27 protein-coding genes are annotated in these 22,106 nt (G+C 64.0%); 7 read left to right on the forward strand and 20 right to left on the reverse strand.

Annotation, left to right across the window (positions count from 1 at the left end):
• Positions 1 to 3 precede the first annotated feature (3 nt).
• Positions 4 to 492: a DUF6328 family protein gene (locus GcLGCM259_RS12230; protein ID WP_246049574.1), complete on the forward strand. Its 489-nt coding sequence runs from the start codon at positions 4 to 6 to the stop codon at positions 490 to 492.
• Here the strand turns inward: GcLGCM259_RS12230 and GcLGCM259_RS12235 are convergent.
• Positions 489 to 1,295, reverse strand: coding sequence for an oxygenase MpaB family protein (locus GcLGCM259_RS12235; protein ID WP_138926760.1), 807 nt, complete (start codon positions 1,293 to 1,295; stop codon positions 489 to 491). The two genes, GcLGCM259_RS12230 and GcLGCM259_RS12235, sit on opposite strands and share 4 nt — an antisense overlap.
• Positions 1,296 to 1,407: 112 nt before the next feature.
• Here GcLGCM259_RS12235 and GcLGCM259_RS12240 point away from each other — a divergent pair, with 112 nt between their 5' ends.
• Positions 1,408 to 2,082 carry a metal-dependent transcriptional regulator gene (locus GcLGCM259_RS12240; RefSeq protein WP_138175901.1) on the forward strand — a complete coding sequence of 225 codons (675 nt, stop codon included), beginning with the start codon at positions 1,408 to 1,410 and terminating at the stop codon, positions 2,080 to 2,082.
• On the opposite strand, the gene GcLGCM259_RS12245 is transcribed toward GcLGCM259_RS12240, so the two are convergent.
• The 8 genes from GcLGCM259_RS12245 to GcLGCM259_RS12280 all read right to left on the reverse strand — a co-directional run bounded on the left by GcLGCM259_RS12245 (position 2,079) and on the right by GcLGCM259_RS12280 (position 9,134).
• Entirely contained in the window at positions 2,079 to 2,954 is an 876-nt protein-coding gene (locus GcLGCM259_RS12245) for a metal ABC transporter permease (protein WP_138926761.1), read from the reverse strand. The two genes, GcLGCM259_RS12240 and GcLGCM259_RS12245, sit on opposite strands and share 4 nt — an antisense overlap.
• Complete coding sequence (locus tag GcLGCM259_RS12250) at positions 2,951 to 3,688, reverse strand: metal ABC transporter ATP-binding protein (protein ID WP_138175897.1); 738 nt, start codon at positions 3,686 to 3,688, stop codon at positions 2,951 to 2,953. The genes GcLGCM259_RS12245 and GcLGCM259_RS12250 overlap by 4 nt, the downstream gene beginning before the upstream one ends.
• Positions 3,685 to 4,644 carry a metal ABC transporter substrate-binding protein gene (locus GcLGCM259_RS12255; protein WP_138926762.1) on the reverse strand — a complete coding sequence of 320 codons (960 nt, stop codon included), beginning with the start codon at positions 4,642 to 4,644 and terminating at the stop codon, positions 3,685 to 3,687. Before GcLGCM259_RS12255 ends, GcLGCM259_RS12250 begins: the two co-directional genes overlap by 4 nt.
• Before the next feature lie 168 nt (positions 4,645 to 4,812).
• The gene (locus tag GcLGCM259_RS12260; protein ID WP_138926763.1) at positions 4,813 to 5,163 is read right to left on the reverse strand and encodes a cupin domain-containing protein; all 351 of its coding nucleotides are present in this window, start codon (positions 5,161 to 5,163) and stop codon (positions 4,813 to 4,815) included.
• A 102-nt stretch (positions 5,164 to 5,265) separates the two neighbouring features.
• Positions 5,266 to 5,916: an aminoacyl-tRNA hydrolase gene (locus GcLGCM259_RS12265; protein ID WP_138175891.1), complete on the reverse strand. Its 651-nt coding sequence runs from the start codon at positions 5,914 to 5,916 to the stop codon at positions 5,266 to 5,268.
• Positions 5,917 to 5,992: 76 nt separating this feature from the next.
• Positions 5,993 to 6,343 (reverse strand): cupin domain-containing protein, encoded by a 351-nt coding sequence (locus GcLGCM259_RS12270; protein WP_138926764.1) that lies wholly within the window; start codon positions 6,341 to 6,343, stop codon positions 5,993 to 5,995.
• Between the two features lie 100 nt (positions 6,344 to 6,443).
• Positions 6,444 to 8,261, reverse strand: a complete 1,818-nt coding sequence (locus GcLGCM259_RS12275) for an SH3 domain-containing protein (protein WP_138926765.1) — start codon at positions 8,259 to 8,261, stop codon at positions 6,444 to 6,446.
• A gap of 249 nt (positions 8,262 to 8,510) precedes the next feature.
• Positions 8,511 to 9,134, reverse strand: coding sequence for a flavin reductase family protein (locus GcLGCM259_RS12280; protein WP_138926766.1), 624 nt, complete (start codon positions 9,132 to 9,134; stop codon positions 8,511 to 8,513).
• An 82-nt stretch (positions 9,135 to 9,216) separates the two neighbouring features.
• Here GcLGCM259_RS12280 and GcLGCM259_RS12285 point away from each other — a divergent pair, with 82 nt between their 5' ends.
• The gene (locus tag GcLGCM259_RS12285; protein ID WP_138926767.1) at positions 9,217 to 9,795 is read left to right on the forward strand and encodes a sugar O-acetyltransferase; all 579 of its coding nucleotides are present in this window, start codon (positions 9,217 to 9,219) and stop codon (positions 9,793 to 9,795) included.
• 7 nt (positions 9,796 to 9,802) lie between these two features.
• Here GcLGCM259_RS12285 and GcLGCM259_RS12290 read toward each other — a convergent pair whose 3' ends face one another.
• Positions 9,803 to 10,651, reverse strand: coding sequence for a hypothetical protein (locus GcLGCM259_RS12290; RefSeq protein ID WP_138926768.1), 849 nt, complete (start codon positions 10,649 to 10,651; stop codon positions 9,803 to 9,805).
• Between the two features lie 527 nt (positions 10,652 to 11,178).
• On the opposite strand from GcLGCM259_RS12290, the gene GcLGCM259_RS12295 reads away from it, so the two are divergent.
• The gene (locus tag GcLGCM259_RS12295) at positions 11,179 to 11,958 is read left to right on the forward strand and encodes a MerR family transcriptional regulator (protein ID WP_138926769.1); all 780 of its coding nucleotides are present in this window, start codon (positions 11,179 to 11,181) and stop codon (positions 11,956 to 11,958) included.
• A gap of 43 nt (positions 11,959 to 12,001) precedes the next feature.
• Here the strand turns inward: GcLGCM259_RS12295 and GcLGCM259_RS12300 are convergent, their stop codons facing one another.
• Positions 12,002 to 12,205, reverse strand: coding sequence for a helix-turn-helix domain-containing protein (locus tag GcLGCM259_RS12300; protein ID WP_175419421.1), 204 nt, complete (start codon positions 12,203 to 12,205; stop codon positions 12,002 to 12,004).
• Between the two features lie 220 nt (positions 12,206 to 12,425).
• Here GcLGCM259_RS12300 and GcLGCM259_RS12305 point away from each other — a divergent pair, with 220 nt between their 5' ends.
• Positions 12,426 to 12,911, forward strand: a complete 486-nt coding sequence (locus tag GcLGCM259_RS12305) for an Lrp/AsnC family transcriptional regulator (protein ID WP_138175877.1) — start codon at positions 12,426 to 12,428, stop codon at positions 12,909 to 12,911.
• Positions 12,912 to 12,940: 29 nt separating this feature from the next.
• Here the strand turns inward: GcLGCM259_RS12305 and GcLGCM259_RS12310 are convergent, their stop codons facing one another.
• The 6 genes from GcLGCM259_RS12310 to GcLGCM259_RS12335 form a co-directional block, all read right to left on the reverse strand.
• The gene (locus GcLGCM259_RS12310) at positions 12,941 to 13,558 is read right to left on the reverse strand and encodes a TetR/AcrR family transcriptional regulator (protein WP_138926771.1); all 618 of its coding nucleotides are present in this window, start codon (positions 13,556 to 13,558) and stop codon (positions 12,941 to 12,943) included.
• Positions 13,559 to 13,678: 120 nt separating this feature from the next.
• Positions 13,679 to 14,878, reverse strand: coding sequence for an MFS transporter (locus GcLGCM259_RS12315; protein WP_175419422.1), 1,200 nt, complete (start codon positions 14,876 to 14,878; stop codon positions 13,679 to 13,681).
• Positions 14,879 to 14,888: 10 nt separating this feature from the next.
• Positions 14,889 to 15,293, reverse strand: a complete 405-nt coding sequence (locus GcLGCM259_RS12320; protein WP_138175873.1) for an arsenate reductase/protein-tyrosine-phosphatase family protein — start codon at positions 15,291 to 15,293, stop codon at positions 14,889 to 14,891.
• 120 nt (positions 15,294 to 15,413) lie between these two features.
• The gene (locus GcLGCM259_RS12325; protein WP_138175871.1) at positions 15,414 to 16,925 is read right to left on the reverse strand and encodes an APC family permease; all 1,512 of its coding nucleotides are present in this window, start codon (positions 16,923 to 16,925) and stop codon (positions 15,414 to 15,416) included.
• A 70-nt stretch (positions 16,926 to 16,995) separates the two neighbouring features.
• Positions 16,996 to 17,865 carry a universal stress protein gene (locus tag GcLGCM259_RS12330; protein WP_138926773.1) on the reverse strand — a complete coding sequence of 290 codons (870 nt, stop codon included), beginning with the start codon at positions 17,863 to 17,865 and terminating at the stop codon, positions 16,996 to 16,998.
• Positions 17,862 to 19,286: a flavin monoamine oxidase family protein gene (locus GcLGCM259_RS12335; protein ID WP_138926774.1), complete on the reverse strand. Its 1,425-nt coding sequence runs from the start codon at positions 19,284 to 19,286 to the stop codon at positions 17,862 to 17,864. The genes GcLGCM259_RS12330 and GcLGCM259_RS12335 overlap by 4 nt, the downstream gene beginning before the upstream one ends.
• Positions 19,287 to 19,393: 107 nt before the next feature.
• Between GcLGCM259_RS12335 and GcLGCM259_RS12340 the strand changes: the two genes are divergently transcribed.
• Together GcLGCM259_RS12340 and GcLGCM259_RS12345 are read left to right on the forward strand one after the other, a co-directional pair.
• A complete protein-coding gene (locus GcLGCM259_RS12340) occupies positions 19,394 to 20,038 on the forward strand; it encodes a TetR/AcrR family transcriptional regulator (protein ID WP_138926775.1) in 645 nt (214 codons plus the stop codon).
• A 2-nt stretch (positions 20,039 to 20,040) separates the two neighbouring features.
• A complete protein-coding gene (locus tag GcLGCM259_RS12345) occupies positions 20,041 to 20,256 on the forward strand; it encodes a LapA family protein (protein ID WP_138926776.1) in 216 nt (71 codons plus the stop codon).
• 41 nt (positions 20,257 to 20,297) lie between these two features.
• On the opposite strand, the gene GcLGCM259_RS12350 is transcribed toward GcLGCM259_RS12345, so the two are convergent.
• The 3 genes from GcLGCM259_RS12350 to GcLGCM259_RS12360 all read right to left on the reverse strand — a co-directional run bounded on the left by GcLGCM259_RS12350 (position 20,298) and on the right by GcLGCM259_RS12360 (position 21,691).
• The gene (locus GcLGCM259_RS12350) at positions 20,298 to 20,486 is read right to left on the reverse strand and encodes a hypothetical protein (protein ID WP_138926777.1); all 189 of its coding nucleotides are present in this window, start codon (positions 20,484 to 20,486) and stop codon (positions 20,298 to 20,300) included.
• A 172-nt stretch (positions 20,487 to 20,658) separates the two neighbouring features.
• Positions 20,659 to 21,030 (reverse strand): hypothetical protein, encoded by a 372-nt coding sequence (locus tag GcLGCM259_RS12355; protein ID WP_054821156.1) that lies wholly within the window; start codon positions 21,028 to 21,030, stop codon positions 20,659 to 20,661.
• Positions 21,031 to 21,448: 418 nt separating this feature from the next.
• Entirely contained in the window at positions 21,449 to 21,691 is a 243-nt protein-coding gene (locus GcLGCM259_RS12360) for a hypothetical protein (RefSeq protein ID WP_138926778.1), read from the reverse strand.
• Positions 21,692 to 22,106: the final 415 nt, after the last annotated feature.

The raw sequence follows: 22,106 nt of genomic DNA on the forward strand, positions 1-22,106 counted from the left end.
AATATGGGGAAACGGCGAAGCATGCCCGATGACAGTCCCGAGGCGCCGCACCGCCAGTGGAATGAGCTGTTGCAGGAGATGCGCGTCATGCAGACGGGCATCCAGATCCTGGCGGCGTTCCTGGTGGTGCTGCCCTTCCAGTCGCGGTTCGAGATCGTTGAGCCGCGCGAACAGGTGATCTATGCGGTGCTGCTGCTGGTCTCGGTGCTGCTGATCCTGCTGATGATCTTCCCGGTGGCGGTCCACCGCTACCTGTTCGGGCAGCGGGTGAAGGCCACCACCGTGCACCTGGGGCATATCGTGGTCAAGGTCGTCGGGATCGGGGTGGGCCTGCTGATCTGCGGTTGTGTCTGGTTCGTGGTGCAGGTGCTGTTCGGCTGGCAGATCGGCTCGCTGGTCGGCGGTTCACTGATGCTGGTGACCATCTTCCTGCTGGTGATCCTGCCGCGGCTGGTCACCCCGCTGGACACCCTGCCGCAGCAGGACCGCTAGCCCAGCCGCCCCTTGTCAATGCGGCGCAGACTGTAGCGCATCGGGGCATGGCGCACCGCCCGGGGCAGTACCCGGTTCGCGGTACGCAGCACCCGAACCACCGCGCCGTAGCGCCGACGCACCGTGGGGGTGAGCCGGTACCCGTAGAGTTCGCGCACCCGCGGCGGCAGCTGGGCAATGGTCACATCCCGCACCAGCGGCAGCACCGCCCGAATCCACCAGGGGGCGTGGCGCCCGGTGAACAGCTCATCTGCTGCCTGGCGCACCTCCTCGGTGACCTGCAGCTGTCCCAGCATCTGCTGGAAGTAGCGTTCAAATTCCGCGAGGTCCGCCGGCCAGAAACCCTCGGGCATCTGCAGCGCGCTTCCCAGCACGGCGTACTCGCGGTACAACGCCTCCTCATCGTTCGCTTCCAGGGCCGGCAGCGTCAGCCGGGCGGCGAGGGTCGCCGAATCGTAGAGGGTTGCCGCCACCCACACCTGTAGCCGGGGGTCACGGGCGGAGTAGGCCGGGGCCCCGTGCAGCGGATCACGCGGAGCATGCACCGGCCGGTGGGCGGCGTCCACGAAGTTCACCACGCGCTCGCGCTGCCGTTCGTTGCCGGCACCCAGTGCGTAGACGTAGGCAAGGGTATTGTGCAGCCGGGAGAGCGGGTCGGCGACAAAGTTCGAGTGGCGCACCACTGCGGTGCCGATGCGCGGTTCGGCCAGCTGCAGCAAGATGGCCCTCCCCGCCCCCAGCAGCAGGCTCGCCTCCGGGGCGATGCGACGCAGAAGGCCTTCTTGGGGCTGGCGTGAATCCATGGTGTCCAGAATAGGGCAGCGCCCTGCATAGCCGATGGGAAGGCGTCGGTGCGGCCACGCCTGGACCTGTCCACCAAGCTGGCACCAATCAGCATTGACTATGATGTAAGACGTGTCAGTCACCCAGCTTTCGGATAGCGCGCAGAACTACCTGAAGATCATTTTCAGTCTCAAGGAGTGGTCTGATGAGCCGGTCACGCCCACGGTGATTGCCGAACGGGCCGGAGTGAAGCTTTCCACGGTCTCCGGGGCTTTGGGCAAGCTGCGTCAGCAGGACCTGCTGGATCACGCCCCCTACGGAGAAGTCAGTCTCACCGAGACCGGGCGCGCCTACGCGGTGGCCATGGTCCGCCGCCACCGGCTGATTGAAACGTTCCTGGTGCAAATGCTCGGGTACCGCTGGGACCAGGTCCACGCGGAGGCCGAACACCTGGAGCATGCGGTCTCGGATTTCATGATCAGCCGGATCGACGAGCTGTTGGGCCACCCGACCCGGGACCCGCACGGAGACCCGATTCCCAGCGCCGACGGACTAATCGACATGCCCAACGCCCACCCCTTGGGGGAAACCGCCCCGGGCAGCGACGTGGTGGTTGAACGGATCTCGGATGCGGATTCGCAGCTGCTGCAGTACTTCTCCGACCACGGCATTGTGGTTGGCGCCCGGCTGCACGTCACCGGTGGGGATCCGTTCTCGGACACCATCGAGGTCAGCGCCGGGCCCGAGGCCAAGACCGTGGTCCTGGGCAGCCGGGCCTCCGGCGCCGTGTGGGTCTCCGCGGCTTAGGCGCGGGCCGTCAGTGCCTTGCGTCGCCGGGCCGCGCGCACGGATTTGGCGACCATCCCCTGCCTCGGGCTGAAGAGGTAGACCCCCAGGAAGATCAGGCCCTGGGCCAGTACCACCATGCCGCCGGTCGAGGCGTCCAGGTAGTAGCTGGCGTACACGCCCACCACCCCGGCTGAGGCGGCCAGCACCGGTGCGATCACCAGCATTCGTCCAAAGCGATCGGTCAGCAGGTACGCGGTGGCACCGGGAATGATCAGCATGGCCACCACCAGGATCACCCCCACCGCCTGCAGCGCGACCACCGAGGTCATGGCCAGCAGGCCAAGCAGAACCGCTCCCAGGATCCTGGGGTTCATGCCCAGCGCGTGGGCGTGGATGGGGTCAAAGGCATAGAGCGTGAAGTCTTTGCGCTTGGTGATCAGCACCGCGAAGGTGACCGCCCCCAGGGCCAGCACTTGCCACAGGTCTGCCCGGGATACACCCAGCAGGTTGCCGAACAGGATGTGGTTCAAATCCAGGTGGCTGGGAGTCACGGAGATCAGCACCAGCCCGAACGCAAACAGGGTGGTGAACACGATCCCGATTGCCGCGTCCTCCTTCACCCGGCTGGTGTCGCGCAGTCCCCCGATCAGCGCCACCGCCAGCAGCCCGAACACCACCGCCCCCAGCGCGAACGGCGCCCCAAGGATGTAGGCGATCACCACCCCGGGCAGCACCGCATGGGAGACCGCATCCCCCATCAGTGACCAGCCGATCAGCACCAGCCAGCAGGAGAGCACCGCACACAGCACCGCGGCGATCACGGTCACGGCCAGGGCGCGCAGCATGAAGGTGTAGCCCAGCGGCTCGGAGAGCAGTTCGATCAGATTCATTTTCCGCCTCGGTTCATCGGGTCCAGGCCAAAGGCCAGCGCCAGGTTCTCGGGTTGCAGCACGCTCTGCGGGCTGCCGTGCATCAAAACCCGGGTCATCAGCAACACGGCTTCATCGGCCAGGTTCGGCAGGGCATGCAGGTCATGGGTGGAGATCAGCACACTGCCGCCCTCCGCGGCGATCTCACGCAGCAGTTCGGTGATGGTCCCCTCACTGCGCTTGTCCACCCCGGCGAACGGCTCGTCCAGCAGCATGATGGTCGCCTCCTGGGCGATGCAGCGGGCCACGAAGGTGCGTTTCTTTTGACCCCCGGAGAGCTGGCCGATTTGCCGGTCCGCGTGCTTGGCCAGGCCCACGCGTTCCAGGGCAGTGTCAACGGCCCGGTGATCGGCCTTGCTGGGTCGGCGCAGGAAACCCATCCGCCCATAGCGTCCGGTCATCACCACTTCACGCACGGAGATTGGAAAGTCCCAGTCCACTGCCTCGTTCTGCGGCACGTAACCGATGGCGGCCCGCTTGCGCGCCAATTGCGGGTCCATTCCGTTGATCCGCACGGTGCCGGTGTCCGGGCGAATCAGGCCCATGATCGTCTTGAACAAGGTGGACTTGCCCGAGCCGTTCATGCCGATCAGCGCACACACGCTGCCGGGGTGAACCTGCAGGCTGGCCGAGTCCAGGGCCAGCACCGGCCCGTAGTGCACGGTGGCGTCACGCACGTCGATTGCTGGTGTCATTTTCCGTTTCCATTCAGGGCCCGGGCGATCGCCCGGGTGTCGTGGGTGATCAGGTCCAGGTAAGTGGGTACCGGACCGTCGGGTTCGGAGAGCGAATCCACATAGAGCGCTCCCCCGTAGACGGCGTCGGTGGACTCAACGACCCGCTGCATCGCGGCATCGGAGACCGTGGATTCGCAAAAGACCGCAGGCACCTGGTGCTCACGCACATAGTCGATGGTGGAGGCCACCTTGCGGGGGGTGGCCTGGGATTCGGAGTTCACCGCCCACAGGTACTGTTCATGCAGCCCGGCATCGCGGGCCAGGTAGGAGAACGCGCCTTCGCAGCTGACCAGCGCCCGCTTGGTCTTGGGCAGGTGGGCCACGTCGGCCAGCAGCTGATCGTGCACCTGCTGCAGTTCCCGCTGGTAGTCGGCCGCGTTCTGCCGGTAGTCGGCGGCGTGCGGCGGATCCAATGCCGCAAACGCCTCTGCCATGTTCTGCACATAGGTTTGCACGTTGACCGGGCTCATCCAGGCATGGGGATTGGGTAGGCCGCTGGCATCCCCGTGCGCGATGGCAATCGGTTCGATGCCCTGGCTGACGTTCACGTGCGGCGCATCGACGTCCGCAACGAACTGCTCAAACCAGGCTTCGAGCCCCAGCCCGTTGTCCAGGATCAGATCCGCCCCGGCTGCGCGGCGCAGGTCATCGGGGGTAGGTTCATAGCCGTGGATCTCCGCCCCGAACTTAGTGATCGATTCGACGCGCAGATGCTCACCGGCAACGTTGTGTGCGATATCGGCCAGCACGGTAAACGTCGTGAGCACGGTGGGGCGTGAATCGGCGGCGGGTTCGGCGCTGGCATCCGTGCTGGCTGGCGCCGCGCAGCCTGCCAGCAGCAAGGCCAGGACCAGCGCGAGCGCTGCTGGGCAGGTCACGGCGTGCCGCCGTTTCCAGCTTTCGGGTAGGTGCATCAGCGGACCCCGACTCCATTCTCATTGTGCAGAATGCGGCACCTCTGTGTGCCACACCCCCAGAGTAATGTTTGAGGGGTCAAACATTCAAATTTGATACACCTGACCTGAAGTTCGTGACCAAGGATTCCCTTCGGCGAACCGTGAAGGTTCCGGTGTGCCCCGCAGCTAGTGGTACAGGAAGATCAACAACAGCCGCGCCTGCTCCAGGGCGGTGACCGAATGCTCCAGGGACGCCTCCAAATGCATCATCGCCCCGGCGGCCAACCGATGCACCGTTCCACCGATCTCCAGCTCAACGCTCCCGGAGGCTACCTGGATGATCACCGGGTGCGGCGAGGAATGCTCACTGAGGACCACCTGGTCGTCAAAGGCCAGCTCGGTCACCCGGAAGTTATCGGCCTTGTAATGGGTGTGGGGGGAAATTCTTCCCGGCTTAAAAGGATTGGTCTCGGCCAGCTGACCGACCCCGGTCGTAATTACGCCTCGGGGCAAGTCGCTGTTGACTGGGTGCTCCATCTGCTGCGTCCCTTCGCTCGCTGCCGCTTAGTGCAACCTTGGCACAACTGACGGCAAGGAACCAGAGCCAACGTTGCCCCGTGGGGCTCTACCGCCCCAACGCTATCCGGCCAGCAGCACGTAGGCCGTGGCCGAGCCCGGTTCGATTTCGGTGCGTCCGGCGTCATGAATCACCGGGCCGTGGGCAAGCTCCATGCTGGCGGTGAAGTCATCACGGCTCAGCTGCCGCACCCCAAGGGTGGCGCCGTCGGCGATCCATTGCTGCACGATATCCTCGTCGGCTTCCAGCAACCAGGCAAACAGGGCGTGGGCGGCCTGGGCGCTGGCCTTGCCGGTGGACATCTCCAGGGAGGCGTCCAGGACGATCACCACTTGCCCGCCCAGCACCCCGCCGGATTGCGGCAGCTGTGTGCCGGAGACCTGCAGCTTAGCCAGGATCTTGGGCATGTCATCGGCCGGAACCGGGGCAAGCCCGGCGGCCTGTGCACCGCCAATTTCAATGAGGGCGTGCTCGGGGAACTCCTGCCGCACCTTGGCGAACGCCTTGGGGTTCGCCCGTCGCACCGACTTGCCGAAAGCCCCATGCGCCCAGGGCTGCCAGGCTGGGTTCACCGGATCCTGCAGGAAAGCGGCGATCGAAGCCAGTGCGACGGCGGCAATGGCTTCGTCCTCGCCGGCCGGGTCTTCCTTGTCGACCAGCAGGATGATGGGTTGAATCAGCTCCGAGGCGACACGTTCGGTATATTCGCTCATTGCTTCATCTTCGCATTCCCGGGCGGATTACGGCACTCGTTGACTTCGGCGGCGTCCTTCGTCCGGGTGAGGACGTTTAGCGGTTGAGGAAGGTGACCGTGATGCGTGCCGGTTCGGGAGCGAAGACGGCGTGGGGAACCATCTCCTCCAGGTGGATCACGCCGCCGACCCCCAGGCGGTGGACTTCTCCACCCACTGTGAAGTCGACTTCCCCGTCAATGACCTGCACCAGGATTGGGGTCCGGGCCTTGTGATCGGGCAGCTCCACCCCGGCGTCGAATGCGATCTCGGTAATCTGCACCGTCTGACCGGCGAAGATCCTTTTTGCCGAATACTTGCCCGACTTAACAGGGTTGCGCTCGACATAGTCCTGCACGCTCTGTGCAATCAGCGTCGATTCCTGCGGCGTGCCGCTTTCCTTCGCCACTACGGTGTCCTCCTTGGATGCTGGACGTTGAGCTGCCTTGCCACCATCATCTCCCCAAGGGCACGGCCTTGTCTGCCGGGGCGACACGCACGGCAGCGGGTCAGCGCACCGCGCTGTCGTCCAGCTTGCCGCCGGTTGCGGCGTTGCCATAGGTTTCCACGTGCACGTGGTCATTGTGCAAGGTGGTGTCATTCCAATTGCCGGTGAACTGGGTCCCGTATTTTCCGGACTTGGAGTACTCGGTCCACCCGGTGGTCGGCAGCCAGATCTTGTCCCGCCAGATCAGGTACTCCACGCCCAGCTCCATGCGGTTGTCCAGCAAGAACTGCGCGATTCGGTTACCGGCGGCGATGGACTGCGGGTCCTTGTAGTTGCGGATCATGATGTCCACCGCGCGGCCACTGCTGTGCCCCACGGATCCGGAGCGCAGGGTTCCCATGGAGGTGTAGTAGCCAGCGAACCGCTGTTGGACGGCTTTCATGACGGCACGGGTGTCGGGCTGCACCGTCGCCGGGCCGGAGGTGCTCAGGTAGCGTTCACTGACCCAGCCGGTGCCCTTGGTGCTGGAGATGTACGCCCACCCGGTGTCCGCCTTCAGGTAGGTGACCTTTTCGGCCTGGGGAACGACTGCCTTGCTCGGGTAGCTGGTTCCAGCCCCGGTGCGCAGGTTCAGGTTGGCGGTGGTCCATCGATACTGGATGGCTTCGGGGCGGGGTGCTTGCGGCTTGGGCGGGGCCGGCTGCTGCGTGGGCGCAGTGGCCGCCGGGGCCTTGGAGGAGAGATAGCTGCTGCTGACCCAGCCGATTCCCTTGCTGGTTTGGACCCGGCTCCACCCGGCGGAGGTCCCCTTGACCGTCAGGCGTTCCCCGGTTGGCAGCACACCGACCGACTTGTACATCGTGCCGGCCCCCGACCGCAGGTTCAGGTTCGTGGTGGTCCACCGGTATTGTCCACTGACCGGGGTGTAGGCGGTGGTGATGAGTGATGAGGTGGGCACCCAGCCGGTTCCCTTTGAGGTTTTCACCTGGCTCCAGCTGCCCTTGCTCTGCAGCAGGTCCACCTTCTGGCCAGCAGGAATTGTTCCCAGCGAGCCGGCCGTCGTGGAAGCACTCTTGCGAACGGCGGTGGGGTCAACGAACCAGCGCTGTCCAATGACCTTGGGAGCCTGCGGAGTTGGCTTGGCAGGAGGCTTCGGAGCGCTGGTGGACAGCTGCTTCGAGGCAACCCACACGGGGCCCTTCGCCGTGGAAACCTGCGACCACGAACCCGAGGACCGCAACCACTCGACCTTCGTCCCGGCCGCCAAACTCACGACCTTACTCGACTTGGTACTGGCGCTCTTATACCCGGTCTGCTTCGAAGTCAGCCACCGGTACGAAGCCGCAGGAGCCTTCACCCCCAACTGATTCGAAGGCACGAAACCGGTCTTGCCAGAGACCTTGACCTTGCTCCACGAACCAGACGCGCCCAGGTACTGGACCTTGGTCTTACGCGTGACCGCGCCCAGCGACTTCGACTTCGCCGACGCCGAAGCCCGCAACTCCTGATACGACTGCGCATACCGATACACCGCAGCCTTCGGAGCGCTGGTGGAAGTCAGGTACTTGCCGGAGACCCAACCCGTTTTTGACGCATATTTCACCTGCTCCCAGGTGCCGCTCTTCTTTAGGACGGTCAGCGTGACGCCTGTAGGAATCACCAGAAGCGACTTGGATGAGGCCGTTGGTTTTTGGCGCAGGTTGAGGTTGGTAGTGGTCTTCTTCTTGATCGTTGCCTTGGCTGTGGCAACGCTGGCAGATGCGACAGGAGAAGCCAGCGCTGCCGCTGCGACGGGACCTGCCGTAGCGGCGGGCAGGGCTCCACCGACGACAACGGACAGGGCAAGCAGCAGCGCTGTGCCGCGTAGTGTGCGAGCCATCTATTCAACTTTCACCCGGGGCTGCTCTGCGTCCCGGGTGCCTCAGTACAGCCGGTCGCCAGTCTTGCCTAGCATTCCAAAAGATTGCGCATGCCCTTCGAGCACGGCGCGGGGAAGGGCGACGAGCAGATTCGAAATGTCACGGCTGCTTAATTTTATGTCAGGTTCGTCATAAGAAAGTACACATTTTCTGTTTAGTGCAGCTCGCCCAGTAAGTCCCCAAGTGGTGCGGCAAGAATTGTCGCTTGCTTAGTCGGCGGCGGCTCGCTGTTCGTCCCATTTCTCCACCGGAATTCGGCGAATGCTCATGATGTCGCCGATGGAACACCACTGGGCGCCACCCAATCGCGCCACCGGATTCAGCAGCTGGGCATCCGGGCGCTGCTGGTCATTACAGACGTTGTCATCCACCGCAACGTGCACGACCTCGCCGAGCACCAGGAAGGAATCGCCCACCTCAATAATTTGCTCCAGTTCGCACTCAAGTGCGGCAGGGGAACCAGCCACGCGTGGGGACTTCACACGGAAGCCAGGCTCGGATTCGAGAGCTATTTCCGCGAATTCGCTGCGGCCGGGCCCGAACGCGGTGGCGCTGGCGTTGATTTCCTCGACATGGTGACGAGAGGCGAAGCAAATGGTGAATTGGCCTGTCTCTTCAATATTCCGTAGCGTGTCTTTTCGCCCCACTGAGGTGAACTGAACAATGGGTGGATTCGCGCTGGCAACCGTGAAGAAGGAATGCGGCGCAAGATTCGGCGTCCCGCGCTGATCCACGGTTGACACCCAGGCAATCGGGCGGGGAATGATGAGATTCTTCAACAGGTGGTAGACATCCGCAGCAGCAACTTGCTGCGGATCCGTTTCGATGCGCATGCCAACCAGCTCACCAGATTTCCCTGCGCATTTCCATCAGCGCCTTTGGCCTGGATGCGAAACCATTTTCTATGCTGATGCCATGACTGAGCTATTTGCCGATGACTCCCGCTCCAATCGGGAACGAATGCTTGCCGGTGACCCATACATCGCGGACGCCGAATTGGCGCAACTATCGCAGCAAGCGTTGTCCCGAACCTACGAATATGAGCGGGCCTACCTTGAGGATCCGGCGAGCGCACGTCGCATCCTGGAAAATCTGATCGGCGAGCTGGGAACCGGGGTCGACATTCGCCCACCCTTGCGAGTCGATTACGGAAGCAATATCAGCATCGGTGAAGGCACGTTCATCAACTTCAATTTCACGGCCCTTGACGTCGCACCCATCAAGATCGGCGCCGATTGCCAGATCGGCCCGAACGTCCAACTGCTTACCCCCACTCATCCACTGGATCCGGAAGAGCGTCGCAGCAAGATCGAGTCCGCGCAGCCCATCACACTCGGGGATAATGTTTGGCTCGGCGGGGGCGTCGTCATCGTCCCCGGAATCAGCATCGGACACAACTCGGTCATCGGTGCCGGCGCGGTGGTTACCCGTGATATTCCCGCAGGGGTTGTGGCCGCAGGCAATCCTGCTCGGGTCATCAAACAGCTTGCATGAGCGGCAATCATCGGTGTCGCGCCCGGCGCACGAAGAGGAGGATGACGCTAAGCAGCATGGCCGTGGCCAGCGTGCCCAACCCTAGATAGACGTGGTGAAGCTGGAGCAGCTGCTCGCGGCCGACGGCCCAAAGGTGGTTCGGGGACCGCAGGTCCTCGGCGGACGAGGAGAAGCTGGCAGCCACCGACAACACTGCGGGCATGATCCATTGCACCAGTAGCGCGGCGCACCACAGCAATAGGGCACTACCCCGGGCAAATCCCAGGTAGCCCAAGGCGATGCCCAGCATTATGGGTCCGAGGAAGTCCAAGTGTGTTTGCACCGCGTCCACTGCCAGAACTTCGCCGAGCCAGTACCCCGGCATCAGGCTCAACACCGCCAGGGCTATCGAGAACCCGCCCAAGGGCGCCAAGGACAGTCCGGCATGGAGGACTAATACGCACACCACCATCGACAGTGTCAGTCCGAGATGCACGCCCAGCTGCTCCACGTCGAGCGCCGCGGTGCGAAGCACCGTCCAGGATTGGTAGATGGCCGCCGTCCATCCCGTCAGCAGTCCAAGGCCACAGAGTACCGCGCACCGTCCACGCCGGTAGGCAAGCAGCCGGGTGCCCAGGCCGGTCAGCAGCGCCGAGGCGCCGCCCATGAGGAAAAGAAGGTGGGACTTCTTGCTCGCAAGGGGAAGCAGGCTCGTGGCCGCCTCTTGCCCCGCTGTGGCTTGGATTCCAGGTTCGGCCATCAGCCAGGGAAGCAAGGCCAGCACAACGGCGGCTAATCCCAGCAACCACTGCACCCACCAAACGGTCAGGGCCGAGCGGACGGCGGAGACGAAACGTGAAGTAGTTCGAGGGCTCACACTGCAATTCTCCCAAAAGCGGCCAGCGAATCGATGAGTCCCGCGCGGGTCAAGGATTTGCGGGGCCGACAGATGGGCTGGGGAAGGACCGGGGAGACATGGGCCAAGAGCATCAATATTGCCGCGTCCGGAATAGCTACGGGCGACCGCTGAACATGCAGATGGTCCGAAACGCTTCGCTCTGCCACGAAGCCTTTCGGACCATCTGTAGTGTTTCTGCTGACCCGGTTCGGCTGGTAAGCGTCCTCTGCACCCTGAACATGAATATGCTTGGTTCACGTTCCGGTGGGTCATCGGCCCCGCTGGCGGTAGCCCTCGGTTGCCTGTTCTGGTTCTAGTAAATACGCATTCGACAGACTGAGCAATAGGCACATTAATCATTGATCAATCTGATCAAGCGACGACGAATCGCCTACCGATTCCTGGTCATTCTGCCGAAAAAGCTAGTGGATGTGACTTGCGACATATCTTATTGGACGCGAAACCCCCTTGACCCTGACGTTGCGTCAACCTTTAGCGTTGTGGGCATGCAAGCCAATTCCTCCCGCCCAGTCGAGCGCTACTCGATCCAACAGGTCGCCAAGGCCGCGTCGGTCACCAGCCGCACCCTGCGGCACTATGACCACATCGGGCTGCTTGAGCCGGTTGAGGTTTCCACCGCCGGATACCGCCTCTACGACCAGGCGTCGATCGTGCGGCTGCAACGGATTCTGCTGCTGCGCAACATGGGCATGGAGCTCAAAGCCATTGGCGCCATCCTGGATCAGGAGCAGGACCAGATTGCGGCACTCACCGAACACATTGAGGTATTGAAAGGACAGCGCGCGGCCTTGGATCGGCAATTGGAAACCCTGCAGAAAACCATTGAAAGGCTCAACCGAGGAGAGAGCATGGACTTAAATGAATCCTTCGAAGGAATCAACGAACAATACCGGAAGGAGGTCATCGAGCGCTGGGGTGAAGAGAGCTACACCGCTTCTGACCGCTGGTGGAAAGCCTTGTCCGCAGACGAGCGGGGAGATTTCATGGCGCAGTCCAAGGCCCTGATCGCGGCGTGGACCAATGCCGGGACACGGGGCCTGAGCCCCGATTCGGCCGAGGCCAAGCAGCTGGCGGCAGAACACGTGCGGTGGCTGCGTGGCATTCCCGGCACCCCGGGCCACGGGAGTGACGACCCCAGCGTCCTGCACCGGTACGTGCGCAACCTCGCGGAAATGTACGTGGCGGATCAGCGCTTTGGCGATACCTACGGGGGCCAGGCACAGTTTGTGCACGATGCCCTGATCCACCATCTCGACCAGCAGTAGCCCCGACCGGGCACCGGTCAATCCCCGGTGCCCGGAAGGGTTCTCACTTGGTTTCGCGGGCGACGTCCTCCCGCGCCTCCGCGTAACGCCGTTGAATGTAGTTCTCCAGCTCCACACGCTCCACCCGCCACATCCCGCGTCCACCGATCTGGATCGCCGGCAGCTCTCCGCTTTTGACCAGGGCACGCACCTGGGGCAGCTTCACATTCAACTCTTCGGCAACATCTTCGAGGCGTAGGAATCTCATAACCAACACGTTACGTCCATTAGCTGTCTTTGGGTTCGATTTATTGCGGTTTTGTGGATAACCGTGCGTTTCGGTTAGCCGAGAGGACCTTCCGGGCAGCCGACACATTACCGGGCATACCGTGCAACACGCTTGGGGATGGCTGATCATTTTGACTAGTATTTCACGAAGGCAACCCGCCTGATTGTTCGATTTGACGCTACCGCGCAGGAGAGACCCCATGATCCCGGAGACGTATCAGCTCGATGAAACCGACCGGCGGATCCTGCTGGCGCTGGACAATGATCCCCGGGTGCCGATCATGATGTTGGCCCAGCAGTTGGGCCTGGCCCGCGGAACCGTGCAGACCCGACTGGAGCGCCTGGCGCACTCCGGCGCCCTGCGCCCTAACACTGCACGCATTCGTCCGGCCGCACTGGGGCGTGGGGTCTCCGCTGTGGTCAGCGCCGAGCTGGATCAGGCGCGGCTGGATGAATCGATTGAGGCCCTGCGCCAGATTCCCGAGGTATTGGAGTGTGTGGCTCCGGCCGGGGACACCGACCTGCTGATCCGGGTGGCCGCCAAGGACCCGGATGACCTTTACCGCGTCAGCGAGGTCATCCGGCTGTGCCCGGGCATCACCCGCACCTCGACCTCGATGATCCTGCGCGACGTGATCCCCTACCGCACCACCGCCATGCTCAAGCACGACACCGCCACCAAGTAGCCGTGAGCCTTCCGGCTGCCCTGCCGGGCCTAGTTCACCGCAGCTTCTTCAGGCACATCCGCCCGCAATTCGCTGATGCGCCGGCGCAGGTGCCCGGCATGCTGTTGAATTGTTTCTTCCCGGTCATCAAGCTGAACCATCACGTGTGCCCCCACCGTCAGCGTCAGCAGCTCATCGGCCACCGTTGACGGGTCCCACCGGCTGTGCAGCTGCCCAAGGCTCACTGCCTGATGCAGGTACATCACGGCCAGGTTGCGCCAGGGACTGAGGTTGCGCAAGAATGCCTTGCTCAGTTCCAGGTTGCCAATGGACTGCTCCCAAAAGGTCAGCAGCACCCGGGCCAGTTCCTTGTTGTCCTGCCGGTCGGGCAGGGTCTGCTCGAAGATCGCCGAGACCGCGTCCATCCCCTGCAGCCCGGAGACGGTGCGCTGCAGACGCTCAACCAGGACCGCGGTGGCGTACTGGCTGGTGGCCATCAGGATCTCGTCCTTGCCCTCGAAGTATCGTTTGAGGGCACCATTGGCGTACCCGGCGGCCGCCGCGATCTCGCGCATGGTCGCCGCCCGGAAGCCGCCGTCGATGATCAGCTTTTTGGTGGCCAGCACGATTTCCAGGCGCCGCTGATCATGGTCGATAATTTTCGGCACCAAGTACCTCCTCGGGCTGAAGTTCAGCGTCGGGGTTTCCAGCTGGGAATTTCATGAGTGCAGTCCTCGTTCCCAGGGAACCTGTGATAGCGGGCCACACCAGCTTACTGAGCGTTGGGGTTAACTACCAGATTTTACCGGCTGCATCTTGGGTCCGGCCAACAGTGTCCGATTGCTGAGCACGCAAACCAAGCTGAGCACGCACAGCACCCCCAGCAGGAGGATGAAATATAGCGGGTCGGCGAACAGCCGCCACAGTGAGAGCAGCGTGGGAATCAGGAAGCCGATGTAGCACACCGAGTAAAACCGTCCAGTCAGCTTGCCCACCTCGCCGGGACCGGCCAACGCCAGCACCTGGCCCAGCCCACCCAGCAGCAGGATCCCGTTCGCGCAGCCGGCCAGCACCGAGGCCACCAGGCCCAGGGCGGTGGAACCGGTCAACGCCACGGGGATCATCACCAGGTAGGTGGTGATCGCGGTCAGCAGTCCAATGACCAGCAGCCTTGCCGTTCCCGGCCGGTCCCAGCGCCGGGCAAAGGGCTGGATCAGGGCCCCCAGGCCCATGGTGACCGCCACGGTGATGGTGGAGAACAACAGGCTCGCCCCGGCACCCCTACCGGTCAGCGCCGGGACCACCGCGAAGCCGCTGGTGGCCAGGCCAAAGACCCAGGGGGCCATGGGCAGTACCAGGCGGTTGAAGATCTTCAGGCCCTGCGCGCTGGTGCCCTGCACCGCCTGCTGCACCGGTTCCCGCCGGGGAGTGCCGGGTTGGAAGGCAATGAGCACCAGCCAGGCTGCGGCCGTGATCGCGTGCACCAGGTAGGCCAGTTCCGGGTTCCAGGTCGCCCCCACCAGGGCACCGGAGATCACCGGTCCGACCGCGAAGCCCAGCGACGTGCACAGTCCGGCGCGCACCGCACCGCTGGCCCCGGGGCTGACCTCCTTGATCCAGCTGGTCGCCGCAACCATGGCCAGGCCCATGCCCACCCCGGTCAGCACCCGGCCGGCATGCAGCCACACCTCGGCCTGGGCGCCGAGCATCAGCAGCACCGATCCCCCAATCGAGGCGATCAGCGCCAGCAGGGTGAAGGGCTTGCGTCCCAGCCGGTCCGCCCAGGAACCGGCGAACACCAGCATCGGCAGCAGACCCACCACGTAGCTGGCCAGCACCAGGAACGCGGCCACCTCGCTCAGCTCGCGGTGCTGCTGGTACCAGCCGATCAGGGAGACGTACTGGTTGGCGCACCAGCCGGTGAGCACCAGACAAATTCCGGGGAACCACCAGGAGCCGGCGCGCTGCGTCCGGATGGCCGCGGTCACCGCCGTGATGCTACTGCCCCAGGTCGTAGCTCAGCGAGCGGACACGCTCGGCGATCTCGTCACGGATCCGGCGCATCCGCTCGGCCCCGGTGTAGCCCTCGTCGCTGGGTTCGGAAAGGATCCAGCGTTCGGTGCGCACCGAGGAGTCGAACGTCGGCTGCGCCTCGCTGCCCAGGATCACCACCCGGTCCACGGTGGCCACCACCTGCGGGTCGATGGCCTTGGGTGTTCCGGCGGACATGTCCGCCCCGGTTTCGGCGATCACCTGCACCGATTCGGGGTTGATGCCCCCGCCCGGGTTGGTCCCTGCGGAGTAGGCGGTGATCTTCCCGTCGGAGAAGTGCTCCATCAGCGCGGCGGCCATCTGGGATTTGCCGGCGTTGCGCGAGCAGATGAACAGTACTGAGTTACCCATGCAGTCATTCAACCACCCCAACGAACAATAGCGGCAACCCGCCGTCCAATTGTTATGCCGTGGCCATGGTGGCCGTCCGGCGCAACAACCTGGCCGGTGCCGTTATTGCGTGGGGGGGTGCTAGCGCTTGGTCTTGATCGTCTCCCCGCGGAAGAACGCCGGGTGCTTGACGCGCATGACCAGCATGATCACCACGCCCAGGGCCAGCACGCCGACCCCGAGAATGAACACCATGCCCACCCCGCCAATCGAGGAGCCCGAACCGTAGGCGGGGTCCATGGAGTCGATGCAGGTGCGCACGAACATCACCAGCAGCACCACGCCGCCGATCAGCGGAGCCAGGAACTTGAACAGGATGTTGCGCACCGAGTCGAACAGTTCGGTGCGGAAGTACCACACGCAGGCCAGCGCGGTCAGCCCGTAGTAGAAGCAGATCATCATGCCCAGTGCGGTAATGGTGTCCCACAGCGCGTTCTCGGACAGGATGCGGGTCACCACGTAGAACCCGGCCGCGGCCACGGCCGCGGTGACGGTGGCCACCGACGGGGACATGAAGCGCGGGGAGATCCGCGCGTACTTCTCCGGCAGCGCCTTGTAGTAGCCCATGGACAGGATGGTGCGCGCCGGGGAGACCAGGGTGGACTGCAGCGAGGCGGCGGAGGAGGAGAGGATCGCCAGGCTCATCAGGATGGCCAGCGGACCCATCACCGGCCCGGAGAGCACCGCGAAGATCGATTCCTGGTTCTCCGGGTTGCCGGCGCCCAGGCCCTCGGTGCCGATGCCGGCGTAGTAGATCACGCCCAGGGACACGGCCATGTACAGGGCGATGATGATCAGCACCGTCAAGGTGGCCGCGCGCCCCGGAACCTTCTCCGGATCGGTGGTCTCCTCGTTCATGGTCAAGGTGACGTCCCAGCCCCAGAAGATGAAGATGGACAGGCTCACCCCCGCGGCAAAGGCGGTGAAGGACTCCACCGCGGCCGGGTTGAACATCTCCAGGGTGATCGGCGTGCGGTCAAAGGGCTCGGGGTTGGTGAAGCACATGATCGCGAACAACAGCAGCACCGCCACCTGGAAGCCCACCAGCACGTACTGGAACGCCTTGGTGGCGTTCAGCCCGCGGTAGGAGATCCAGGTCGCGGCCGCCACGAACACCAAGGTGGTGGGAATGTTGATCCACAGGTTGCGGGTCAGCTCCGCGATCCATTCCTGCCCGGTCAGCTGCGCGATGAGCAGGTAGAAGAAGTCCACCGCCACGGCCGCCAGGTTGGAGAGCACAATCACCGTCGCGGCGATCAGCCCCCAGCCGCCCATCCAGCCGATCAGCGGACCAAACGCGCGGGTGGCCCAGGTGAAGCTGGTGCCCGAATCGGGCATCACATTGTTCAGCTCCCGGTAGCCCAGCGCCACCAGCAGCATGGGCAGGAACCCGGCCAGGAAGATGGCCGGCAGGTTCGTGCCCACCTCGGCCACCGTCGGGCCCAGGGCGGCGGTGAGCGTGTAGGCGGGGGCGATACAGGAAATGCCGATCACCACGGTGCCCAGCACGCCCACGGTGCCCTTACTCAGGCCCTTTTCATGCAGGCCGCTATCGGACCCCGGCGGGTGCTCCCGCTGCACATCGTTAGACATCTACGGTTCCTTGCTCGTCGTTGAGGTGTACATCCCGGGCAGCTGGGTGCGCGGGCAGGAATGGAAGGCGCTACCGGCCCGACCCGCCGCTGCGGTGTGGAACCACCGCCATCGGCACGGGCAGGTGGCGCAGCATGCGCTGGGCCTTGGAGCCCAGGAACAACCGGCGCGGCGGGGCCAGGCGGGAGGAGCCGAAGACGGCCAGTTCCCCGTCCAGCCAGCCGATGGAGGCGATCGCCTCATCGATGCTGGCCCCGGTGACCACTTCCGGCTCCACGTGCTCGCCCAGCCCGCTGGTCAACTCGTCGAGCTGTTGGCGGGTGGCGCGCAGCACCGGGCTGTCTTCCCCGGCCTGCTCCTGGCTGGTCACCAGCGTGGCCACGCGCAGCCCAATGCCCAGGCGTTCGGCGCTGCGCACCGCCTGGTCGATGACCTCCCCGGCCCCGGGCAGGTCCCCGACGAAGGCGGTGATCCGCGAGATCCTGCCCTTGGCCTGGCGCAGCGCGGCCACCCCGCGCGGGTTGGACATCAGCACCGGCACCGGTGAGGCGTGCAGCAGGCTGGTGGCCACCGCGCCGGGGGCGAAGAACCCGGCCTTGTGGCGGCTGCGCCCGCCGAGCACGATCGCCTCGGCCCCGGTCTCGGCGGCCAGCTCGATCAGCCCGTGCGCCACCGAGGAGACGGTGCGGGCGGTGACCCGGGCGCTGATGCCCTCTGGCACCAGCGCCAGCGCCTGCTCGGCCCAGCGGTCCGCCTGGGCGGAGAGCACGGTGTGGTACCCGTGGTCCCCTCCCGGGTAGGTGGCCTGGAAGGGGGTGTCCTCCGGCAGCACCATGGCCAGTTCCAGCGAATCGACCGCGCGGTCGCTGATCAGCGCGCAGGCCAGCTCGATGGCCTCGGCCCCGCGCTCGTCTGCGGTGTAGCCGATCAGCAGTTTCATGCGCCGACCTTGTTGCCGGCCACGAAGGAGTCCACCCCGTCGTAGTTCTGGTCGTACTCGGTGCCCTCCAGGGCGGCCACGATGCGCGCGGCGGTGCGACGGCCCATGCGCACGGCCCCGTCCACGTGCTGGTAGCCCTCTCCGGCCAGGTCGGAGGAGGAGAAGTAGATCGGGCCGACGTTATCGTTCTGTGCCGGGCCGAAGCGGTACAGCCCGCCCAGGTCGTAGCTGGTGGCGTAGGCCCCGCGGGTCCATTCCTCGCTGCCGAAGTCGGAGAGGTAGAAGACCTTGGGCTCCAGGGCCTTGGGGCCCAGGTACTCCGCCATGGCCTTGAGGATGTGCTGCTTGCGTTCGGCCTCGTTGAGGGCGAAGACCTCATCGGCCTTCACGTCGGAGACGAAGCCGACCAGGGTGCCGGTGCTCTCCCCGTGGTAGGTGTTGTCGTAGATTTCCTGGACCAGGCTGGTCGGGCCGAAGCAGGTGCCCGACAGTCCCTCTTCACGCCAGAACGGGGTGTCGTAGACGGCGTGCACCTTGATGACCAGGCCCATGGACTGGTGCTGGTGGGTGATGTGCTGCTTGCGCGGCAGCGGCGGCTCGTAGCTGATGCGCGAGTACAGGTTCGGCGGGATGGCCAGGATCACCTTGCGGGCCTTGACGCTCAGGTCCTTGCCGTGGGCGGTGACCCCGTCCTCGGACCATTCCAGGCGCAGCACCGGGTTGTCCAGGAACAGCACGCCCTCCTCCAGGCGGGCGGCCAGGGCTTTGGAGACTCCCTGCATGGTACCCACGATGCGGCGGTCCAGGATGAAGTCCTCATCGACCAGGTTGTCGAAGGAGCCGGCGGAGGCGGCCATCAGCACGGCCTGCAGCGCGGAGAAGGTGTGGGCCGGCTTGGTGAGCATGCCCCCGGCGATGAACAGCCCCACGTTCTGGCAGGCGACCTCGTCATCGCTGTGCTGGGCCAGGAAGTGGTGGAAGGAGATCTTGTCCAGCTCCTGGGCCTGCGGGTGGTTCCACGGGTGGTCCGGATCCATCTGGGCGGAAAGGTCGTTGAGCAGCCCGATCAGCTTGTTCATCTCGGACACGGTGGATTCGGCGACCGGGAAGTCCTCGCCCTCATAGCGGATGGACTCGCCCTCGGCGGTGCGGTAGACGCTCTTGCCCTGCTTGTGGCGCTCGAAGGTTTCCAGGCCCAGCTCACCGATCAGCGAGTACAGGGCGGTCTGGTCCGGGCTGATCCACTGCCCGCCGATCTCGATGGTCGCCCCGTCCATGGTCTCGGTCCAGGTGCGCCCGCCCACGCGGTCGCGGGCCTCGAGCACGGCCACGGACTTGCCGGCCTTCTGCAGTTCGTAGGCCGCGGTCAGCCCGGAAGGTCCCGCTCCAACGATGACAACGTCGCGTTCCAGCTGTTTCATGATCGATCTCTCCTGAAGACTATAAAATGAACATGATTCATTTACGCATTAAAGCATAGAATGTTTTCAGGCAAATGTGAAGCAGACCACGTCAGGGGAGACATTTCATGGGCACGACGGCACCGCGGCGCGCCGGCCGACCACGCACGGCCATCCTGGACCGGGCACGGATTACCCAGCACGCCATGGGCGTGGTTCTTGAGTCAGGCTACGAGTCTCTGACCATGCAGCGCCTGGCCCGATCCCTGGGGGTCTCCCCCTCGGCGCTGTACAACCACGTCTCCTCCAAGAACGACCTGTTGCAATGGATCCAGGAAACGGTGATGGATGAGGTGGACCGGGACTGCTTTGACACGATGGAGCTGGGTGCGGCCCTGGAAACCTGGGCGGTGAGCTACCGGTCGGTGTTTGCCCGGCATGTTCCGCTCATCCCGGTGATCGCGGTGCTGCCGGTGGCTGACTCCCCGAACACCCTGACCATGTATGAACGGGTGGCGCGGGCGCTGCATGAGCACGGGGTGTCCCAGGAGCAGATCGTGCCGATCATCGTGGCACTGGAGTCCTTCATTTTCGGCTCGGCCATCGACACCTCGGCGCCTGCGGACATCTTCGACCCCGGAGAGCATCAGGCCAGCGCGCAGTTCTTTAGTCGCTCGCTGGATGCCCAGCAGGCCACGGGACGGCGCAACTCGGATGACGCCTTTGTGATCGGCCTGCGCGCGATGATCACCGGTCTGCTGAAGGGAAGGTAGGCATGCAGGAACAGAAGCCGCACTGGATTCAGCGCATCACCATCAAGCAGTGGAGCGCGGCGGCATTGACCGTGATCGCGCTGGTCTTCATCCTGCAGAACCTCTACCGGGTCCGCGTGCAGCTGTTGTTCTTCCACACCAGCGCACCGCTGTGGGCGGTCATGCTTGGCACGCTGGTGGTCGGCTACTTGATCGGGCGCTTCTCCACCCGGCGGTGACCCGGGTAAGGCGGATGGGCTAGAACCTCCCGGACTCGACGCTATTCGTCGAGGATGGCCCACTCCCCCACGGCTTCGTTGTTCGAATCGAACACGTCCTCCTGGGCGCCGGCCTCCATGGGATACAGCTCCAGGCTCTTCGCCCAGTGCCGCAAGATCTCCTGCAGCTCCTCACGGGGCTTGAGCTGCATGGTTTCCGTGTCGAAATTTACCTCTAGGACGAAACGCATCAGGAACTTCCAATCTCTCGGATTGTGGTCATCCTATGCCTTCGTGCGCCGAAAAAGCGAGAAACGCACACGTGAGTCGCGCAATGGCCTTCAGGGGCAGCGGCGGGCATGAAAAAAGCGGGACCATTGGTCCCGCGATTTTTCTCCCCGCCCACGGCGATCGCCGTGGCCTTTACATTGGGTAGTAGCTGTAGGCCGCCGACAAATTGTCCAGCAGCTCACTGCCTCCGACCTTGTAGGCCAGCAACAGCAGCCCGCCAAAGACTGCGCCGGTGAAGGCGCTGAATCCCAGCGACAGCTTCGCCAGCGAGCGAACTTCCTTGCGGCTCACGGCGGCTTCGTCGTTCAGGTAGGTCTGCACGCTCTGCCCGAAGGTGGCTGCCGGAGTCAACGCCGGCACGCCCAGCACGTTGGCGGCGGTGTCAGTGGCCCCGTCCCGCAGGTAAGCCACGGTCTGGCGGTTCTTGCGGTCCTGGCGCAGCTTTACGATGTTCGATCCGTGACGAGCCAAGAGGATGTCTTCACCGAGTGGGATCGTACTCATAATCGCTGCTCCTTAGAAAATTGTCGGGGTGTTATTTACAAGTTAACAGCCTTTTTTGACCCCTTAATACAAAACCCCGCTATTCGTTCACAACCTCACATGCCAATGTGAGCGGAACCGCATGATTCCGGGGCAAAACCGGTGACCTGGGGCACCTCACGCACCGCCGCGAAAGGATCTGGAGGCGGCCAAAACAAATGTTGTTGAACTTTTAACCAAACGTTTTTACCACGTTCGTTTAGTTCAGCGGAGGCAATGCTGTGGCAGGCGTCGGCCGCGGGTCGCTGCGCGGAAGGTCTTGCCGCCGCGCGACTACCGGTCGCCAAGGGGTGCGCCGGATGCCGGGCAGCGCATGGCAAAGGGTCCACAGCCTTCGCTGCGGACCCTATGCGGTCTCTTGCTGTATTTCTGAGCGTCGCTACGCTGCCTTGGGCTTGCCGCTGCGTGCCTCATGGCGCGCATGCTTCACCTGCGCGCGCAGCTCGTCGTTGCTCACTGCCGGATCCACGCGCAACCCCAGCTGCTGGGCCTTGGCCAGCAGGTCCTCGCGGATCTCAGTGGCGTGCGTACGCCGGTAGCCCACGACCAGGACAGCACTGATGATTCCCAGCGCCACAATGGTCAATAATGCGGTCAGTACCAACACGTCAAATTGCTGCATCTGCCATCCTCCTTCCAATCTCCCACTAGCTTCAACAACCGCAACCATCGATACATTCCCAAAACATGCCTAGTCACAACGGCAAGAGGGAAAACCCTGGAGCGGCAGAATCCAAAGAGGGGATTAACTATCCTAGCAAGAATATTCGAATAAAGCATACTTTGTGTTCAATTACGCTTTGGAGACGGAGCTAGCCAGTACTGCACGGGAGCCGCCCAGGGAGGCGCCCCCGGCTTTTATCGGTAAACCACCGGCGAAGGAACGGTCAGGCTTCGACAGCTTGATGCCGGTTCACGGACGGGCTTCCTAACCCCTGGCGTCATGCCATCTTGTGAACGTCCTGGCCAGGCGGTAGCGTCCACAGTAGGTCCTGAAAGCCGGGACAACGAAGACCAACCACGTCGGAGGGCCGGCG

This window comes from Glutamicibacter creatinolyticus (assembly GCF_006094275.1).
Taxonomy (GTDB): Bacteria; Actinomycetota; Actinomycetes; order Actinomycetales; family Micrococcaceae; genus Glutamicibacter; species Glutamicibacter creatinolyticus.

What these genes read in the sequence shown, in the direction of transcription:
- GcLGCM259_RS12230 (WP_246049574.1), top strand. Translation starts at nt 4, where the DNA reads ATGGGGAAACGGCGAAGCATGCCCGATGACAGTCCCGAGGCGCCGCAC.
- GcLGCM259_RS12235 (WP_138926760.1), bottom strand. Translation starts at nt 1,295, where the DNA reads ATGGATTCACGCCAGCCCCAAGAAGGCCTTCTGCGTCGCATCGCCCCG.
- GcLGCM259_RS12245 (WP_138926761.1), bottom strand. Translation starts at nt 2,954, where the DNA reads ATGAATCTGATCGAACTGCTCTCCGAGCCGCTGGGCTACACCTTCATG.
- GcLGCM259_RS12250 (WP_138175897.1), bottom strand. Translation starts at nt 3,688, where the DNA reads ATGACACCAGCAATCGACGTGCGTGACGCCACCGTGCACTACGGGCCG.
- GcLGCM259_RS12255 (WP_138926762.1), bottom strand. Translation starts at nt 4,644, where the DNA reads ATGCACCTACCCGAAAGCTGGAAACGGCGGCACGCCGTGACCTGCCCA.
- GcLGCM259_RS12260 (WP_138926763.1), bottom strand. Translation starts at nt 5,163, where the DNA reads ATGGAGCACCCAGTCAACAGCGACTTGCCCCGAGGCGTAATTACGACC.
- GcLGCM259_RS12265 (WP_138175891.1), bottom strand. Translation starts at nt 5,916, where the DNA reads ATGAGCGAATATACCGAACGTGTCGCCTCGGAGCTGATTCAACCCATC.
- GcLGCM259_RS12275 (WP_138926765.1), bottom strand. Translation starts at nt 8,261, where the DNA reads ATGGCTCGCACACTACGCGGCACAGCGCTGCTGCTTGCCCTGTCCGTT.
- GcLGCM259_RS12280 (WP_138926766.1), bottom strand. Translation starts at nt 9,134, where the DNA reads ATGCGCATCGAAACGGATCCGCAGCAAGTTGCTGCTGCGGATGTCTAC.
- GcLGCM259_RS12285 (WP_138926767.1), top strand. Translation starts at nt 9,217, where the DNA reads ATGACTGAGCTATTTGCCGATGACTCCCGCTCCAATCGGGAACGAATG.
- GcLGCM259_RS12295 (WP_138926769.1), top strand. Translation starts at nt 11,179, where the DNA reads ATGCAAGCCAATTCCTCCCGCCCAGTCGAGCGCTACTCGATCCAACAG.
- GcLGCM259_RS12300 (WP_175419421.1), bottom strand. Translation starts at nt 12,205, where the DNA reads ATGAGATTCCTACGCCTCGAAGATGTTGCCGAAGAGTTGAATGTGAAG.
- GcLGCM259_RS12305 (WP_138175877.1), top strand. Translation starts at nt 12,426, where the DNA reads ATGATCCCGGAGACGTATCAGCTCGATGAAACCGACCGGCGGATCCTG.
- GcLGCM259_RS12320 (WP_138175873.1), bottom strand. Translation starts at nt 15,293, where the DNA reads ATGGGTAACTCAGTACTGTTCATCTGCTCGCGCAACGCCGGCAAATCC.
- GcLGCM259_RS12325 (WP_138175871.1), bottom strand. Translation starts at nt 16,925, where the DNA reads ATGTCTAACGATGTGCAGCGGGAGCACCCGCCGGGGTCCGATAGCGGC.
- GcLGCM259_RS12330 (WP_138926773.1), bottom strand. Translation starts at nt 17,865, where the DNA reads ATGAAACTGCTGATCGGCTACACCGCAGACGAGCGCGGGGCCGAGGCC.
- GcLGCM259_RS12335 (WP_138926774.1), bottom strand. Translation starts at nt 19,286, where the DNA reads ATGAAACAGCTGGAACGCGACGTTGTCATCGTTGGAGCGGGACCTTCC.
- GcLGCM259_RS12340 (WP_138926775.1), top strand. Translation starts at nt 19,394, where the DNA reads ATGGGCACGACGGCACCGCGGCGCGCCGGCCGACCACGCACGGCCATC.
- GcLGCM259_RS12345 (WP_138926776.1), top strand. Translation starts at nt 20,041, where the DNA reads ATGCAGGAACAGAAGCCGCACTGGATTCAGCGCATCACCATCAAGCAG.
- GcLGCM259_RS12350 (WP_138926777.1), bottom strand. Translation starts at nt 20,486, where the DNA reads ATGCGTTTCGTCCTAGAGGTAAATTTCGACACGGAAACCATGCAGCTC.
- GcLGCM259_RS12355 (WP_054821156.1), bottom strand. Translation starts at nt 21,030, where the DNA reads ATGAGTACGATCCCACTCGGTGAAGACATCCTCTTGGCTCGTCACGGA.
- GcLGCM259_RS12360 (WP_138926778.1), bottom strand. Translation starts at nt 21,691, where the DNA reads ATGCAGCAATTTGACGTGTTGGTACTGACCGCATTATTGACCATTGTG.